Below are 15,421 nucleotides of genomic sequence, written 5' to 3'. Positions count from 1 at the left end.
AGGCGGTCGCCCGCGAGGCGTTGCACTTCGATCCGAATCTGCGGCTGCTGGTCGGTGGGAAACGCATCGATAATGCGGTCCACGGTGCGCGCGGCGCCGGTCGTATGGAGCGTGGAAAAAACGAGGTGGCCCGTTTCGGCGGCGGTAATCGCCGTCTCCATGGTCTCCAGATCGCGCATTTCGCCCACCAGAACGACATTCGGATCCTGCCGGAGGGCCCGCCGCAATCCCTCGGCAAAACTGGGCACATCCACGCCCACTTCGCGCTGGTTCACGATGCCGAGTTTGTGCGGGTGATAGTACTCGATTGGATCCTCAATCGTCATGATGTGGCCTGCACTCCGGGTGTTGATGATATCGAGCATCGAGGCCAGCGTGGTCGTCTTGCCCGAGCCGGTCGGCCCGGTGACCAGGATCAACCCACGCGGCAAAAAGAGCAGTTCCTCCACCGACTTGGGCAGGCCGATTTCGTCCAGCGTGAGCATCTTTTTCGGGATGGTCCGCAGGGCCATGCCGAGATGGCCCTTCTGCCGGTAGACACTGCCGCGAAACCGATCGTTTCCCCGGAAGGAAAAGGCAAAGTCGACGCTCCCCTCCTCGGTCACGCGTTGCAGGTTGGCCTCGCTCGTGACTGCCCGGGCCAGCGCCTCGGTATCCTCGGGGGCCAGTGGCGGGAGCTGGAGTTTGACCAGTTTGCCGTTGATGCGCAGCGCCGGCGGAGCGCCCACCGCGAGGTGCAAATCCGAAGCTCCCTCATCCACGACCAGCCGCAGAAGATCTTCCATCGGCACCAGCTTCACCGGCACGGGCGGCGGCGGCGGCTCCGCCGGGGAGGGCTTGCGGGATTCAAAAAGAGCCATGTGATGGTGGCGGCGGTGTTTAGTTGGCGTCGGACATAGTCGCGCCGATGACTTCTTCCGCACTGGTCAGGCCGGAAAGAACTTTGCGGATGCCGTCTTCGCGCAACGTGCGCATCCCCATCTCCCGCGCGCGTTTGCGCAGTTCGATGGTCGAAGCCTTCTCGTTGATCATATGCCGCACGTCATCGTCGATCTCGAAGATCTCGAAGATGCCCATCCGGCCCTTGTAGCCGAGGTGCTTGCACTTGTCGCAGCCGACACCCTTCATGATCGTCGCGTCCTCGAGTTGCGTGGCATCGAGACCCAGCGATTGAATTTCCGCCTCGGTGAGTTCGTAGGGCGCCTTGCAATTCTGGCAAAGCTTGCGCACCAGCCGCTGCGCCATGATCGCGCGCACCGCCGAGGAAACGAGGAACGGCTGCACCCCGATGTCCACCAGACGGGCCACGGCGCTCGGGGCGTCGTTCGTGTGCAGCGTGGAAAAGACGAGGTGACCGGTGAGCGAAGCGTTGATGGCGATGTTCGCCGTCTCAAGGTCACGAATTTCACCGATCATGATGATGTTCGGCGCCTGGCGGAGCATGGAGCGCAGCGCCGCGGGGAAGGTCATGCCGATGTCCGCATTGACCTGCACCTGGTTGATGCCGGACATCTGGTATTCCACCGGGTCCTCGACGGTGATCAGCTTCTTGTCCGGCTTGTTGATGTAGTGCAGGCAGCCGTAGAGCGTCGTGGTTTTGCCCGAGCCGGTCGGCCCGGTGACCAGCAGGATGCCATCGGGCAACATCAGGAGCCGCTCGAAAATCTCCTGGTCGTCCGAGAGGAAGCCCAACTGCGGCAAACCGAGACTGAGCGAACTCTTGTCGAGAATACGCATGACGACGCTCTCCCCGTGGTTCGTCGGGATGGTCGAGACGCGCAAATCGATCTGCTTGCCTTTGCCCATCTTCACCTGGATGCGCCCGTCCTGCGGCAACCGCTTCTCGGCGATCGACATCGACCCCGTCATGATCTTCAGGCGCGAGATGATGGCCGTTTGCAGCTTCTTCGGCGGGTTCTGCATTTCGTGCAGCACACCGTCGATGCGGAACCGCACCCGAAAGCGCTTCTCCAGCGGCTCGAGGTGGATATCCGAGGCGCGCATGTTGTAAGCCTCGATCAGCATCATCGACACCATCTTGATGATCGGGGCGTCAGCCGTGTCGCCTTCCGCGGTGCTGGAGCCGCCCTCACCGCTGATCTCGATATCGGTGCCCAGCGAAGCGGCCAGTTCGTCCGCCGCTTCATCCGCCGTGCCGTAGTATTTGCGATAGGCGGCGGCAATCGCCTCGGGCGTCGCGCAGACAAATTCCAGGTCCCGCTGCAGCATGTGGTGCAGCGAGTCGAACGTATCGAAGTTCAGCGGGTCGCCGACGGCGATCATCAGGCCGGTTTCCGATTCCACCAGCGGGACCACCTTGAAGCGCTTCGCCACTTCCCGCGGCACCATGCTGATCACTTCATCGCTCACCGATAGCGCCGACAAATCCACAAAATCCATCGCCGCGTGCGCCGCCAGCGCCCGGGTGACGTCTTCCTGGCTGACAATGCCCTGCCGGATCAGCGCCTCCACCACGGTTTCCTCGCCCACCTTCTCCGTGCGGGCGCGTTCCAATTGGGATTTCGTGATGAGACTCGTCTCGAGGAGAATCTCAATAATGTAGTCGTCGTTCTGGGCCACGGGGAGGATTGGGAGGATTTACAAAGGGGAAAGCTATGGAAAGCAGCAAAAATCAGCGTCGGACACCCGTCGCCTTATCTCTCTGAGGTAAGTAATGGAGGCTTTTGGGGGAGTCAAAATACTTAGCAAAAAATCGCGCGAAATGCTGAAAATACCGGCCTCGGAGGGGTGATTGCCGGTTTTATCAATCCGTCACCGCGCCTTGGCTGGCGGTGCTCACCTGCTTCGCATACTTGGCCAAAACGCCGCGGGTATACGGCGGCTTGGGCGCTTTCCATTTCGCCAGGCGGGCTTCGAGATCGGCCTTCGGGATATCCAGTGTCAGGACATGCTTCACCGCATCGATCGTGATGATGTCGCCGTTCTTGATCACCGCCAGCGGGCCGCCGAGCGCCGCCTCGGGCGTGATGTGGCCGACCACGAAACCGTGCGAGCCGCCGCTGAAGCGGCCATCGGTGATCAAGGCCACCTCTTTGCCGAGCCCCTTGCCCATGACCGCGCTGGTCGGCGAAAGCATTTCGCGCATGCCGGGGCCACCCACCGGGCCCTCGTGTCGAATTACGATCACATGCCCCTTCTTCACGCGCCCGTCGAGGATCGCCGCGAGCGCATCCTGCTCGTTTTCAAAGACGATCGCCTTGCCGGAGAAGGTGAGGCCCTCTTTGCCGCTGATCTTCGCCACCGCGCCGCCGGGGGCGAGATTGCCGTAGAGCACCACGAGGTGGCTGTCCTTTTTGATCGGGTTGTCAAAGCCGCGCACGATGTCCTGGCCTTTCGGATACGGTTTCACGCGCCGGAGATTTTCCGCCATCGTCTTGCCGGTCACCGTCAGGCAGTCGCCGTGCAAGAGCTTTTCCTCGAGCAACATCTTCATCAGCGGGGTCTGGCCGCCGATGGCCACCAGTTCGCTCATGAGATAACGGCCGCTCGGCTTGAGATCGGCCAGCACCGGCACCTTGCGGCCGATGCGGGTAAAATCATCGAGCTTGAGGCCCACATTGGCCGCATGGGCCATGGCCAGGAGATGCAGCACCGCATTGGTCGAACCGCCGAGCGCGATGACGACGGTGATCGCGTTCTCGAACGCCTCCTTCGTCATGATGTCCAGGGGGCGAATGCCGGCCTTGATCAGCTCGATCACCGCTCCGCCCGCCGCCCGCGCGTCCGCGGCTTTGGCTGGGGAAACGGCATTCTGCGCCGAGCTGTTCGGCAGCGACATGCCAAGCGCCTCGATCGCGCTGGCCATGGTGTTCGCCGTGTACATGCCCCCGCAAGAGCCCGCTCCCGGGATGGCCTGCTCCTCGATGAGCGCCAGTTCGCGGTCGTCGAGCTGCTGGTTGGCGTGCGCGCCGACCGCTTCGAAACAGCTCACGATATCCAGGTTCCGGCCGGCAAATTGTTCGCGCCGGTCCTTGCGCAGTCGCTTCTCGGCCAGCACGCCGGTAATGCAGCCCGGCAAAATGGTGCCGCCATAGACGAACACACTCGGCCGGTTCATCCGCGCCATCGCGATCAGGCAGCCCGGCATGTTCTTGTCGCAACCGCCGATCGCCACCAGGCCGTCAAAGCCTTCGCAACCCATCACCGTCTCGATGGAATCCGCGATCACCTCGCGCGAGACGAGCGAGTACTTCATGCCTTCCGTGCCCATGGAAATACCGTCGGAAATCGTGATCGTGCCGAAAATCACCGCCTTGCCGCCGGCGGCATTGGTGCCCGCTTCGGCCTGCCGCGCCAGTTGATCGATGTGCATGTTGCACGGCGTCACCATCGACCACGTACTCGCGATGCCGACCTGCGACTTCTTGAAATCCTCCCGCGCAAACCCCACCGCGTGCAGCATCGCCCGGCTGGCCGCGCGCTCGTAGCCGTCGACCACCAGCTTGGAATGTTCGCGGTGCAGGCTGGCGCCGTTCTTGGCAGCGGCTTTTTTCGACGGGGCTTTGACAGGGGTGCTCATAAAGACAAGGGGCGAGGAGCCTAGACGCGAGGGGCGGCGCTTGGCAAGGGAGAGCGCTGGAATCGTCTCCTGTGAAGTAATGGTCGCTCCAGACGTCAGTGCTGGAGCAGCCACCCCACCGCGTCGCCGTTGCCTTCCTCCGACCATCAACTCTCCGTGCTACTATACAAACGACGGTGATCGGTATACACTCAAGACATCTGAAACCGAAAGTCAGAGCTATGGAACTCAACTTCGACGTCCATGAAGAAGATGGAATGCTGGTCGCAGTCTGCAAAGACCCCGACATGGCCACTCATGGCCGCACCCTCGAGGAGCTCATCCCAATGGTGAAAGAGCTGATCCAATGCCATTTCGATGAGGGAGATGAGCGGCAAAAGGCAAGGGCTCGCCTTCATTTTCACGAAGAATCCGCTCTCGCCTATACCTGAACCTGACCAGTGAAAATCCCGCGAGACTGGTCCGGAGCGGACATGGTCCGTGCGCTGAAGAAGTTGGGGTTCTTGCAAGACCGTCAGGTCGGAAGTCATGTCCGTATGGTGAAAGGTGCGCATCGGGCCACGGTGCCGATGCATACGCCGATTCCCACCGGCACGTTTCAATCGATCCTCAAGCAAGCCGGCATTACCTTGGAGGAGCTATTGAACGCGTGATGTGGCTGAAACGCACGCCACGTCAATGTTCAAGCAGCCACCCCACCGGATCGCTGTTCTCCTTTCCTTCCCCCAGGACCAGCACCTGTTTCGTGTAAACTCGGGCCAGGGCGAGCGCGCCGCCGATATCGCCATACTTGGCCGCGCCCGGCAGGAAATCGGGTGATTGCAGATCCAGCACTTTGCCAAAACGAAATCCTCCGGTGTTGATCACCGCCTTGTCGATGCTGTCGGTAAACACGGCCAGCGCCGCGGCCGCCAACGGGCCAGTGCCATCGAGGGCGACGACACTGCGTCCCGTCGGTTCTTTCGAGTGGCTCAGGCCTGCGAGAAGATCGCACACATCCGCTGCCCGCTGCGCAAAAAGCGCCCGGTTGTAGCCGAAGGTGAAGCAGGCGGCCTCCCGCGGGTTTTGCACCCGGCGCGTTTGGGTGATCGTCTTCCCGTCGGGCAAAAACTCGCCTTGCTCAAATAAATCGGCGCCCACGACCTTGTAGCCGGCCTCAAGCAACCGGCAGACCTCCGGGCGCAATTCGGTCCCTTCGGAAAAAAGCCCCGCCTTGCCGCGCTCGCTCAGCCACAAAACCACGCGGCCATTGCCCTTGGGCGGATCGATCCCGAGCACCGGCAATTTCGATCCATCCTTGGGTTGCATCATCCAGACGAACGCCAAATACGATTTCCCCTGCCCGCTGACGGCCACCTTTTTCATCTGCCCGGCCCCCGTGTCGTCGACATTCCGCTCCGTCCAGCCAATGATCGTCTTCCAGGCCGGCCGGGCAATTTTCTCAAAGACCTCGGGAGCTTTCACGAGTTGGCTCCGGGCGTCGTCGTCCCACCAGCGGAGCAGCTTGCGCTCGAAATCATCGCCTTTCGGGGGCTGAGGGTGCTGCTCGTCCCAAACCGTCATTTGCTCACGCGGGAGCACCGGGTGCTCCTGCTCCTTGAGCTTTTCCGGTGACAGGCCGAGATGAAAGTGCTCGTTGAACCAGCCGTAGATATGCTCGCGGCTCACGATGTTGTAGTTGTGGCCGAAATTGAGGTGCGCCCAGAGCGCCACGTTCTGCGGCGCGCCCATCAGCGCGTAGTGCTTTTGCAATTCCGGGAAGCCCTTCGTCTCCAGCTCCTTGGTCCAGTCGTTCGCCGCCGTCATGCCGAGCGGCTTGGGTGCAAAGGTCGCGACAAGCTCGATGTTGCCCGTGCCTACGCGCAGCAGGCTCGCGTTCTCACACGTACAGCCGCCCTGCATCGCCGTGCTGGGCATAACGGCCGGACATTCCACCGTCACCCGCGGATCGACCACGCTCAGCAGCAACGTCTGGGTGCCGCCGCCACTGGCCCCGGTGCAGCCGATCCGGGACGCATCCACATCGGGCAGCGTGGTGAGGAAATCGATGATCCGGATCGAATTCCACGTTTGCAAACCGGCGATGCTTTGCACGCGCGTTTCCGCCTGCGGGCTGAACAGGCCCCAGTTTTCCACGGTGTTCATCTCGGGCCGCTGCTTGGCAAAGCCATGCGCCAATTCGCGGCTGATCTGTAGCGAATCCGAATTCCCCAGCATGTCGTAGACGAAGGCCACGATGCCCATGCGCGCGAGCTGGATGCCGAGCGACTGGAACATGCTGCGCCCGCTTTCCAGGAACCGTTCGCCGCCGCTCTCCAGCTCCTTCTTCATCTCCGCGTCGCCGCGGACAATAAATCGCGCATCCGTCCAATGCCCGTGCGGACAAAGCACCGCCGGGTGCTTCCCCTCCACGCGCGGACGGAAAAGGCTGCCTGTCACAAAGAAGCCCGGCATCGATTCGAAATACACCTTTTCGATCGTGTAACCGTCCCCTTCGACCTTGCCATAGACGACGGCATTCAACGGCGTGCGCGTCGGCTCCGGCCAGATACCGAGCGCCACCCGCACCTGCATCCGCACCTCCTCCGCCCGTGGCGCCCATGCCTCCCGCGACTTCGGCGGGGTGAAGGGAAAATATCCATTCAGGTCCTTCAGCGGCTCCAGCCGCACATCCTTCGGGACTTCCCCCGACGGCAACACGCGGGGAATATCCGCGGCGAAGGTGGAGCAACCGAGGACGAGGGCGAGGGTGAAGAGGGGGAACTTCATAGGGCGCATCTTTGCAGGGGGTGTTGAGCATGACAACCACCGCCACGAACCGAATATTGGGTGTTGGATGTTGGACGTTGGATGTTGGATGTTCTCCCATCATGCCGCCTCTCGCCGAAAAACAGCAGCAACTGATCGCCCGGCTCCAGCTCATCGAAGACTCCCACGAGCGCCTCGCCGCCATCGTCGCCCGCGGCAAGAAATGGCCTGGGGTATCGGAGGACCAGCGGATCGATGCCCATCGCGTCCCCGGCTGCACGTCCCGCGTCTGGCTGGTCGGCCGCGTCGAGGAAGGCCGCTGCCATTTCCAAATGGATGCCGATTCACCGCTCGTGAAAGGCCTCGTCGCCTTGCTCTGCGAAGTCTACGCCGGCGCCACTCCCACCGAAGTCGCGAGCATCGAGCCGGAAATCTTCTCCGCCCTCGGTCTCGACCGGCAGATCTCCCCCACCCGCCTGAACGGCCTCGCCAGTGTGCGCACCCTGATCCGCGCCTTCGCCGAGAGCCACCTGCCGTGATGCCCTACCTCGACGCGCACAACCATCTCCACGCCGCGCGCCTCGCCCCCCATCGCGCCGCGATCCTCCAGCAACTCGCGCAGCTTCCTCTGGAGCGCGCGGTCGTCAACGGCACCCGCGAAGACGATTGGGACGCCGTGGCCACGCTCGGTCGCGAGCATTCCTTCGTCCTTCCGTCCTTCGGCCTTCACCCTTGGTATGTCGCCTCCCGCTCGCCCCGCTGGCTCGAAAAGCTGCGCGCCCAACTCGAGTCGCATCCGCACGCCGGTGTCGGCGAGATTGGCCTCGACCGCTGGATCGAAGGCCACGACGAGAACCAGCAACGCGAGGTCTTCCTCGCCCAACTGGCCCTCGCCACGGAATTGAATCGTCCGGTCACCATTCACTGCCTGCGCGCGTGGGGCGCCCTCGACGAACTGCTGCGCCAGCACCCCCTGCCCCAGCGCGGCTTCCTCATCCACGCCTATGGCGGTCCGCAGGAAATGGTCGCCGGCTTCGCCAGCCTCGGCGGTTACTTTTCCTTCAACGCCTATTACCTGCACGAGCGCAAAACCCGGCAACGCGAAGTCTTCCGCCACATCCCCGCCGACCGCCTGCTCGTGGAAACCGACGCTCCCGAAATGCCCCCGCCGGACGCGCTCACCCTCTTCCCCCTGCGCGACGACGCCGACAAACCCATCAATCACCCCGCCCACATCGCCCTCGCCTACCAACACCTCGCCGAAATTCGCGACCTGCCTCTCGAAGCACTCGCTTCGCAGATCGCAGAAAACTTCGCCCGCCTCTTCGCCGCATAAGCGTATCGGGCTGCTGGTTTCCGTCGCCGGTGAATGATGAAGACCAGATAGCTTTGCGTGCCGGGGAGTTCAGCGCCTTGCTTCCCGGGCTAACTGCGTCGCGATTCAGGGCGCCTGTTTCAGACGAGTCAAGAGGTCGAGCGACTCGCGCTCGATGATTTCGCCGGCTTGGGTGCTGAGATAGGAGTGCTCGCCGAACCAGGTCTCGTAGCTGCCGCCGGCAAAGGCCTTGGCCGTGGGGACGTAGCCATGCGCGCCGTTGGTTTGCTCGACGGTCATCGTGTGCGGGAAGGGCGATCGGCTCTTGATGCCCAGGCCGATGCTACAGAACAGTTCGTTCGCATTGGTGATGATGGCGAATTCATCGCCGATGCGAATGCCGGTGATGAAGTATTGGTAGGCCGGCTTCTCGCGCTTTTTCATGTCGTCGAAGGCCTTCCGGTAATGTTCCAGTTGCCCGGGCCAGTTGCGGGCGACCTCGGCTTCGTTGAATTCCGGATGCTCCCGGCCCGGCATTTCGAACTCGCGGCATTCGACCGCCAGCGATGGCCGGGCGATCGGTTCGAGCCGGCCCAGGCAACGCACGATTTCGCCCCCGAGCCGTTCTTCGAAGAGATCGCGCCGGACGCTGTAAACCGGATTGATGTCGCCGCACGCGCCGGTGAGAAAGAACGTGGGCACCGCATAGCCCAGTTGCTTTTGCACATATTTCTCCACGTCACCCGGATAGTCGGCCGAGATCACCGGTGCGCGCGTGTTGGCGGCGTGACAGGCGAAGTTATACGCGACTGCCTTGAGTTTACCGTCCTGGCCGGTCAGCGCGAGCACATCGAACCCGGGATCAGCCGGGCCCTCCGGCGGGTAGAGGGCGGCTTCCGCCGGGTTGGCCAGTTGCCAGCGATTCCACGCGTGCCCGTCGATAATCACGCGCCGGCACTCGCTCACGCCCTCAGCCTGGCCTTTCGCGATTCCCACCGTGCAGGGCGTGAGATCGCCCGCCGCCTGGGCCACGGCATCGGCAATGGGCGTGACGAGTTTATCTTCATAGTAACTCCACAGCGGGCCGAAGTGGGTGTGCGACGCGCAGATGATGACGTTGCTGGCCGGGATGCCCGTGGTCTGCTCGATCTTCGCGCGCGCCCGCACGGCCAGGTCCACGGGATACTTCAACGTGTCGAGAGTCACGATCGCCACTTTCCGCCCGCTGGCAGACAGGACCAGCGCCCGCACGTAGAGGCGCGTCTTCACCTCCGACGCCTTCTTCGGCGAAGGCGAGCCCGCCAGGGTGATCGCTTCCGTGGGGGTGATGTCCACCAGGCCCACTCCGGCAGCGATGCCGCCGCCGGCCGGGGCGGACTGCTCATCCGCGGACCACGCCACCGCCGCGAACGGGTAGAGCGCGGCCAGAAGCACCAGCGCGTTCCGCCACCGGCGCCCGCGAATGAGACCTCCGCCAATGCCGGTGAAAACGGCGAGCAATTGAGCGTGGGCTTTCATGGTGCGTCAGTTCGACAGGCTTCAATTCTTGCGGTCCTTTTTCCACAGCTCCGTCAGCAGATCGACGGACGTATCGACGAGTTTCTGGATACCTTCGAGCGACACGAAATTCGCGCCCGCCAGCGTCTCGTAGCCTTCGTGCTGAAAGGCCAGTTCCGTGGGTTCGTAGCCGACCCAGTCGTTGGTCAGCTCGCTCACCACGGTATGGGGAAAGGGCGAACGCTTCTTCACCGAGATACCCCATTCGACGAAAAGCTCGCCGGCGTTCGTCGCGATGGCAAACGGGCCGATGCGGGCGGCGCTCACCGGCACATTCAGCGTGCGCGGCATTGACTCGGCGGTGCGCTTCGCGCCCTCGAACGATTCCGGTCGCCAGCCCAGACGGGTGATGGCTTCGGGCCGCTGGGCCTCGGCATTGCAGCGCGGCACATCGACATCACGACGCGCGTAGTCAACGATGACCGGCTCTTGCACGGGAATCGCGTCCTTGGCCGCGTCCACGGCAGCCTGCGCAAACACCGCGGACCGTTCCTTCCAGTCCGGCGTCCACATCACCGGAGGCTCGATGTTGCCGGAACATCCCTGGGTGAACACACACACCGCCTGTTTCCCATAAGCCTCCGCGATGTGCTCCGCGATCACCCCGGGAAAATCCGCCGACCATGTGTGAATTTTGATGCGATCGTGCAGGCAGGGGTGGCAGGTGAAGTTGACCAGCGTGCCCAGCATCTTTCCATCGAGCGAATCGAACCGGGCCACCCACAACTCCGGATCGATGGGCCCCTCGCTCCCGAGGACCTGCGGGACCTGTTTCAGATCGTTCAGCTTCTTCAGCCAGACATTGAGCACGAGTCCATCCGCCTTGGAGATCACCCGGCGGTTGCAATGCCCTTCATAGACCAGCGCGCGTCCGATGGACATGCGCGCGGGCTGCAACTCCTGGTCCGCCTGGATGATGCTGTCGGCAATCAGCTTGGGTAGCGTGGCGATGTATTCTTTGTTGGCCGTGGCCTTTTCCCCCTGCATCTGGATCAGCGGCGAACTGTGATTGTGGCTTGGACAAATCAACACCGCGTCACGCGTGATGCCGGTCTGCTGGGTCACCAAGGCGATGGCTTGATCCGCCAGGTCGCGACGGATCTTCACGAGGTCCACGCCCACGATAGCCAGTTTGCGGTCACCGCTCTGCACGACCATCGCCCGCGCCCGCAGCGGATCGTCCGTGCCCGTGCTCGCCGGGGCGCCCGGGCCGGTGATGATGGCTCCGGCGGGCGGCGTGATGTCCACCTGGCTGAACCCGATTTTCAATTCTCCACGCGTCTCTTTGTCCGCCGCCAGCCCGCGCACACACCAACCCATCACCACTATGAGAACCAGCGTGTGGTTCAGCCAACGGGCAACACGGTCTCGTTGGAAGCAGGGAGAGAACAGAACGGCGTCTGGCGGGAGATGATTCGATTGCATGGGGGGGACGTGAACGTTTTCATGCGCTCAATTGACGAAACAAGATTTCACACTTCGGCACCGCAGTGCCAAGCTCGATTGTCAGTAGCCGGTCGAACCAGTTGATTGGTGTTCGGGATACGAAATCGGCTGGAGGACCGGGGCTGGTGCCAATACTGGGCGGGTCGGGTCAGACGAATACGCATCAGTCATTCCCTCCTCTTCAGCCCTCCGCAATCCGCCCCACGATTTCTCCCGCCGCAGCGAAGCCGAAAGCCCCGGTGACAAACGTCGCAGTGCCAAAGCCCGTCGCGCAATCCAACGTGAGGCTTTCGCCGCCGGGCTCAGGCTCCGTCGAGCAGGTGCCATTCGACCAGGGATAACTCGGCTTCTCCGGCGAATACACACACGGCACGCCGAAGTCCTGCAGCAGATCGCGAGGAAATCCAAAATCGCGCCGCAGCTTCCGGCGGACCTGCCGCAGCAATTCATCCTGCTCGGAGCGCGCGAGGTCGGCGACCCGCACCGCCGTGCCATCGCGCTTCCCGCCGGCGCCACCCATGGTGAGCACGGGCAGCCCCCGCTCCCGGCAGCCGGCGATGATGACGCATTTGTTCGTCAGCTTATCCGTCGCATCGACCACAAAATCGTAGCGCGGGGTGAGTAGTTCGCTCGCATTGGCCGCGGTGAAAAAATCGGCGACCGTTTCCACCCGGCAGGTTGGTTGAATCAAGCGCATGCGCTCGGCCAGCACATCGATCTTTGGCCGGCCGATCTGCCCATCGAGCGCGGGAAGCTGCCGGTTCACGTTCGTCACGCAGACGTCGTCGAGATCGATCATCGTCAGCGAGCCGACCCCGGAACGCGCCAGCGCCTCCACCACCCACGAGCCGACCCCGCCCACCCCGATGACGCAAACCTGGGCGGCTCGCAAACGTTCCAGTCCCACCCGTCCGTACAAACGCGCCACGCCACCGAACCGCTCCGCAAAATCGGTCGCGTTACTTTCCACCTTCGTCAGCGCCCACATACGCCTCCAGCGCCTCGCGGGTGATTTTATGCCGCGCGCCGCACCGCGGGCAACTGATCCGCACGACCGGGTCGTCGCCGAACAGTCCTTCCGGGTCCGACCGCATCACCGAGGCCAGCACGGCCATCATGCGCTCCTGCGTGCACCCGCATTCCCAGCGATAGTAACGCTTTTCCAGCAGGCTGAGTTGCTCCGCTCTGTCCAGCACCTCGATGTCCTCCGCCGTGAGCTTTTCCAGCCAGAGCAAATCGCACGACGGTTGCGCGGAGACGAAGACGAACTCCTCCGGCCCGAACGAGAAGAAGCGCCCCGTGCGCTGCTCGCTCTGCGCGTAGTAGCGCTCGACCGCGCGAAACACATCGTTGCCCGTGAAATCCACCGCGCTGCGCTGCGGCGCATCGCTGCCCCGCACCACATCGGCCAGGAATATCTGCGGCGCATCGGCCTTCACGTTGTCGGTGAAGATTTGGCCCACGACCGTGCCGAGGCGATTGTCCCCGGCGACGAAGAGATTGAGCAGCGGCACGCGCAGGTGGATCGTCCACGCCGAGGATTCGCTCCATGGGCGGCTCGCGCAGTGCAGGGTGATCGCCGCGAGCGCCTGCTTGAAAAGCTCATCGTGAAACGGCTCGTGCTGATAGCCATGCTGCCCCTGGTGGAGGTAATAGTCGACGTAGAGATCCCCAAAATCCGCCCGCGTGACGAGGGCGTTGCGCCCGCGCACAAAATAGCTGCGTACTTCGAGTCCGGCCTCCGCCGGCGATGGTTTCGAATCGTTCACGTCATTACCATGCCTCGCCGGGCCAAGCCGCGCACGAATTTCCCGCGAGAATTTTAGCTATCGCAAGCAGACCGCTCGAGCACCTGCCTGGTCACGGGTACCGACGCGATAAAATTGCGCAGGATGCCCAACCCGACCGCCTGGCTCTTTTCCGGGTGAAACTGCACCCCCGCCACGCACCCGCGCGCCGCACCGGCCGCAAAGGTCTCGCCATAGGTGGAAGCAGCGATGACATCTCCGTTGTTCGCCGGAGCCGGAAAATACGAGTGGACGAAATAGACATGTGGCCGCACGGGCAGCCCGCGCCAGAGGGTGTGTGGACGCAGGTCGAGCTGGTTCCAGCCGATCTGCGGCACCTTCAAGCCGGGCGTGCTGAAGCGCTTGACCTTGCCCGGGAAAAAGCCAAACCCGCGCACTCCCGGTGATTCTTCGCTTTCGTTAAAAAGCATTTGGTAACCCACGCAAATGCCGAAGAACGGCTTGTCCGCCGCGAGCCATTCCGCGATCGGCTCCCACAGCCCGCGCGCTTGCAGCCCCTTCACACAGTCGCCGAACGCCCCGACGCCCGGAAGCACCACGGCATCCGCCTCCGCGAGACGCGCCGGATCGCTGATCAGCTCAACGTCGGCACTCTCCCGCCGCAGCGCGTTGATGACGCTGTGGATATTGCCGGAGCCGTAATCGATCAGGGCGATCATGAACGTTTTTGGGAATTAAATTTTTCGGGTGTGGAAAGTCGGGCAGCAGCGGAAACTCCGCACCAAGGTCTACGCACTAAGCACCTGCCCGGCCCCCACAATCAAACAGCAAACACTTTAAAGCAAACTTCCCTACAGCGTCCCCTTGGTGCTCGGGATGCCCTCGACGCGCGGATCGAGCTGGCAGGCCTGGTCGACGGCTTTCGCCAGGCCTTTGAAGACGGCCTCGCACATGTGGTGCGCGTCGCGCCCGTAGAGGATCTCCACGTGCAGGTTGGTGGCCGCGTGCGTGCTGAACGCCCGCAGAAATTCCTCCAGCAGCGTGAACGAGAATCCGCCGATTGAGGCGACCCCTTCCGGCGCGCTGTAGTGCAAAAACGGGCGCCCGCTGAAATCGATCACGACGCGCGCCAGCGTCTCATCCATCGGCAGGTAGGCCCAGCCGTAGCGGCGGATGCCGCGCTTGTCGCCCAGCGCCTTGGTGAACGCCTGGCCGAGCGCGATGCCGGTGTCCTCCACCGTGTGGTGCAAGTCCACCTCGATATCGCCATCCGCCTTCACGGTGAGATCGCACAGGCTGTGGCGCGAGAAGAGCGTCAGCATGTGGTCGAAGAAAGGAATCTTCGTCGTGATCTGGCTGTGCCCCTTGCCGTCGATGCCGAGATCGATCTGGATCTTGGTTTCGTGGGTGCGGCGGTCGATCTGGGCTTGGCGGCTGGTCATGGGGCTATTCGGCCTCCTCGGCCTTGCGCTTCTTTATCTTCAGGAAAATGTTCGCCCCGGCAAGCACGACCGCGAGGCCGACCACGATGGCGATCGCCCCGGGCAGCTTCATGTAAAAGGGCCGGTCATCCTCTTCCTCTTTCTGCACGGGAGCAGCTACGGGAGTGGACGCCGCCGAGGGGCGCGGCGTCGCGGGTTTCGGGGTCGCTTTTGGCGTGGGTGAAGCCTTCGGAGTCGCGGGGCCGGGCGTGGGCAGGCCCGGAGTCGCTCCCGGCGGCGTTGCCGCCACGGTCGGGTGAACGACCAATAGCGAGAGCGCCTCGGGGGTACCAGTCGGTGCCTTTGGCGCAACGACCGGCTTGCTCAGCCGCAAAGCCAGTTCGTTCTCCTTCCACAGCCCGGTGGCTTCTTTCAACGCGGCGTTGGCGGCTTCCGCGTTACCGTTCGTCATGTTCAGCCGGGCCGTCTCCGCGAGTTGGATGGAACGCCTCATGTATTCCGGATTCAAAGTAGCAAGCCGTGTCGTTTCCTTGACCGCACGCGCCTGGAGAGTCGTCAGGCACTTCGCGCTGCTCTTGATCATCGGCGCCCAGCGACCTCCGGCCTCCGCCGTGGCCGCCGCCGC

At 63.1% G+C, this 15,421-nt stretch carries 14 protein-coding genes and 1 pseudogene; 4 read left to right on the top strand and 11 right to left on the bottom strand.

The window, feature by feature from the left end:
- The 3 genes from ABJF10_RS20055 to ilvD all read right to left on the bottom strand — a co-directional run.
- Positions 1-860, bottom strand: an 860-nt coding sequence (locus tag ABJF10_RS20055; protein WP_348546382.1) for a PilT/PilU family type 4a pilus ATPase, incomplete at its 3' end; no start/stop codon positions are given.
- A 19-nt stretch (positions 861-879) separates the two neighbouring features.
- On the bottom strand, positions 880-2,580 hold the full coding sequence (locus ABJF10_RS20050; protein ID WP_348546381.1) for an ATPase, T2SS/T4P/T4SS family: 1,701 nt from the start codon (positions 2,578-2,580) through the stop codon (positions 880-882).
- A 184-nt stretch (positions 2,581-2,764) separates the two neighbouring features.
- Positions 2,765-4,540, bottom strand: a complete 1,776-nt coding sequence (gene ilvD / locus ABJF10_RS20045; protein WP_348546380.1) for a dihydroxy-acid dehydratase — start codon at positions 4,538-4,540, stop codon at positions 2,765-2,767.
- Between the two features lie 221 nt (positions 4,541-4,761).
- Between ilvD and ABJF10_RS20040 the strand changes: the two genes are divergently transcribed.
- Together ABJF10_RS20040 and ABJF10_RS20035 are read left to right on the top strand one after the other, a co-directional pair.
- Positions 4,762-4,971, top strand: coding sequence for a hypothetical protein (locus ABJF10_RS20040; RefSeq protein ID WP_348546379.1), 210 nt, complete (start codon positions 4,762-4,764; stop codon positions 4,969-4,971).
- Between the two features lie 9 nt (positions 4,972-4,980).
- Complete coding sequence (locus ABJF10_RS20035; RefSeq protein ID WP_348546378.1) at positions 4,981-5,193, top strand: type II toxin-antitoxin system HicA family toxin; 213 nt, start codon at positions 4,981-4,983, stop codon at positions 5,191-5,193.
- A 22-nt stretch (positions 5,194-5,215) separates the two neighbouring features.
- On the opposite strand, the gene ABJF10_RS20030 is transcribed toward ABJF10_RS20035, so the two are convergent.
- Positions 5,216-7,309 carry an acetylxylan esterase gene (locus tag ABJF10_RS20030; protein ID WP_348546377.1) on the bottom strand — a complete coding sequence of 698 codons (2,094 nt, stop codon included), beginning with the start codon at positions 7,307-7,309 and terminating at the stop codon, positions 5,216-5,218.
- A gap of 101 nt (positions 7,310-7,410) precedes the next feature.
- Here ABJF10_RS20030 and ABJF10_RS20025 point away from each other — a divergent pair, with 101 nt between their 5' ends.
- Positions 7,411-7,827, top strand: a complete 417-nt coding sequence (locus ABJF10_RS20025; protein WP_348546376.1) for a SufE family protein — start codon at positions 7,411-7,413, stop codon at positions 7,825-7,827.
- Positions 7,827-8,624, top strand: a complete 798-nt coding sequence (locus ABJF10_RS20020) for a TatD family hydrolase (protein ID WP_348546383.1) — start codon at positions 7,827-7,829, stop codon at positions 8,622-8,624. The genes ABJF10_RS20025 and ABJF10_RS20020 overlap by 1 nt, the downstream gene beginning before the upstream one ends.
- A gap of 105 nt (positions 8,625-8,729) precedes the next feature.
- On the opposite strand, the gene ABJF10_RS20015 is transcribed toward ABJF10_RS20020, so the two are convergent.
- From ABJF10_RS20015 to ABJF10_RS19985, 7 genes and pseudogenes are all read right to left on the bottom strand, one after another.
- Positions 8,730-10,121: a hypothetical protein gene (locus ABJF10_RS20015; RefSeq protein WP_348546375.1), complete on the bottom strand. Its 1,392-nt coding sequence runs from the start codon at positions 10,119-10,121 to the stop codon at positions 8,730-8,732.
- Between the two features lie 21 nt (positions 10,122-10,142).
- Entirely contained in the window at positions 10,143-11,585 is a 1,443-nt protein-coding gene (locus ABJF10_RS20010; protein WP_348546374.1) for a hypothetical protein, read from the bottom strand.
- Between the two features lie 202 nt (positions 11,586-11,787).
- Entirely contained in the window at positions 11,788-12,594 is an 807-nt protein-coding gene (locus ABJF10_RS20005; RefSeq protein ID WP_348546373.1) for a tRNA threonylcarbamoyladenosine dehydratase, read from the bottom strand.
- Positions 12,566-13,375: an Hsp33 family molecular chaperone HslO gene (locus ABJF10_RS20000; RefSeq protein ID WP_348546372.1), complete on the bottom strand. Its 810-nt coding sequence runs from the start codon at positions 13,373-13,375 to the stop codon at positions 12,566-12,568. The genes ABJF10_RS20005 and ABJF10_RS20000 overlap by 29 nt, the downstream gene beginning before the upstream one ends.
- A 53-nt stretch (positions 13,376-13,428) precedes the next feature.
- Positions 13,429-14,073, bottom strand: a complete 645-nt coding sequence (gene hisH, locus ABJF10_RS19995; protein ID WP_348546371.1) for an imidazole glycerol phosphate synthase subunit HisH — start codon at positions 14,071-14,073, stop codon at positions 13,429-13,431.
- A gap of 132 nt (positions 14,074-14,205) precedes the next feature.
- A complete protein-coding gene (gene hisB, locus ABJF10_RS19990) occupies positions 14,206-14,796 on the bottom strand; it encodes an imidazoleglycerol-phosphate dehydratase HisB (protein WP_348546370.1) in 591 nt (196 codons plus the stop codon).
- A 4-nt stretch (positions 14,797-14,800) separates the two neighbouring features.
- Positions 14,801-15,421, bottom strand: a pseudogene (locus tag ABJF10_RS19985) (hypothetical protein); the annotation flags it as partial.

The organism is Chthoniobacter sp. (assembly GCF_040003245.1).
Lineage (GTDB): Bacteria > Verrucomicrobiota > Verrucomicrobiia > Chthoniobacterales > Chthoniobacteraceae > Chthoniobacter.
The sequence above is the reverse complement of the archived record's forward strand: the minus strand, read 5'-3'. Positions and strand labels throughout refer to the sequence as shown.

Bases quoted from the DNA above. Each gene is read 5' to 3' on its own strand.
- ABJF10_RS20020 (WP_348546383.1), top strand. From the start codon at position 7,827: ATGCCCTACCTCGACGCGCACAACCATCTCCACGCCGCGCGCCTCGCC.
- ilvD (WP_348546380.1), bottom strand. From the start codon at position 4,540: ATGAGCACCCCTGTCAAAGCCCCGTCGAAAAAAGCCGCTGCCAAGAAC.
- hisH (WP_348546371.1), bottom strand. From the start codon at position 14,073: ATGATCGCCCTGATCGATTACGGCTCCGGCAATATCCACAGCGTCATC.
- ABJF10_RS20010 (WP_348546374.1), bottom strand. From the start codon at position 11,585: ATGCAATCGAATCATCTCCCGCCAGACGCCGTTCTGTTCTCTCCCTGC.
- ABJF10_RS20030 (WP_348546377.1), bottom strand. From the start codon at position 7,309: ATGAAGTTCCCCCTCTTCACCCTCGCCCTCGTCCTCGGTTGCTCCACC.
- ABJF10_RS20025 (WP_348546376.1), top strand. From the start codon at position 7,411: ATGCCGCCTCTCGCCGAAAAACAGCAGCAACTGATCGCCCGGCTCCAG.
- ABJF10_RS20040 (WP_348546379.1), top strand. From the start codon at position 4,762: ATGGAACTCAACTTCGACGTCCATGAAGAAGATGGAATGCTGGTCGCA.
- ABJF10_RS20015 (WP_348546375.1), bottom strand. From the start codon at position 10,121: ATGAAAGCCCACGCTCAATTGCTCGCCGTTTTCACCGGCATTGGCGGA.
- ABJF10_RS20005 (WP_348546373.1), bottom strand. From the start codon at position 12,594: ATGTGGGCGCTGACGAAGGTGGAAAGTAACGCGACCGATTTTGCGGAG.
- hisB (WP_348546370.1), bottom strand. From the start codon at position 14,796: ATGACCAGCCGCCAAGCCCAGATCGACCGCCGCACCCACGAAACCAAG.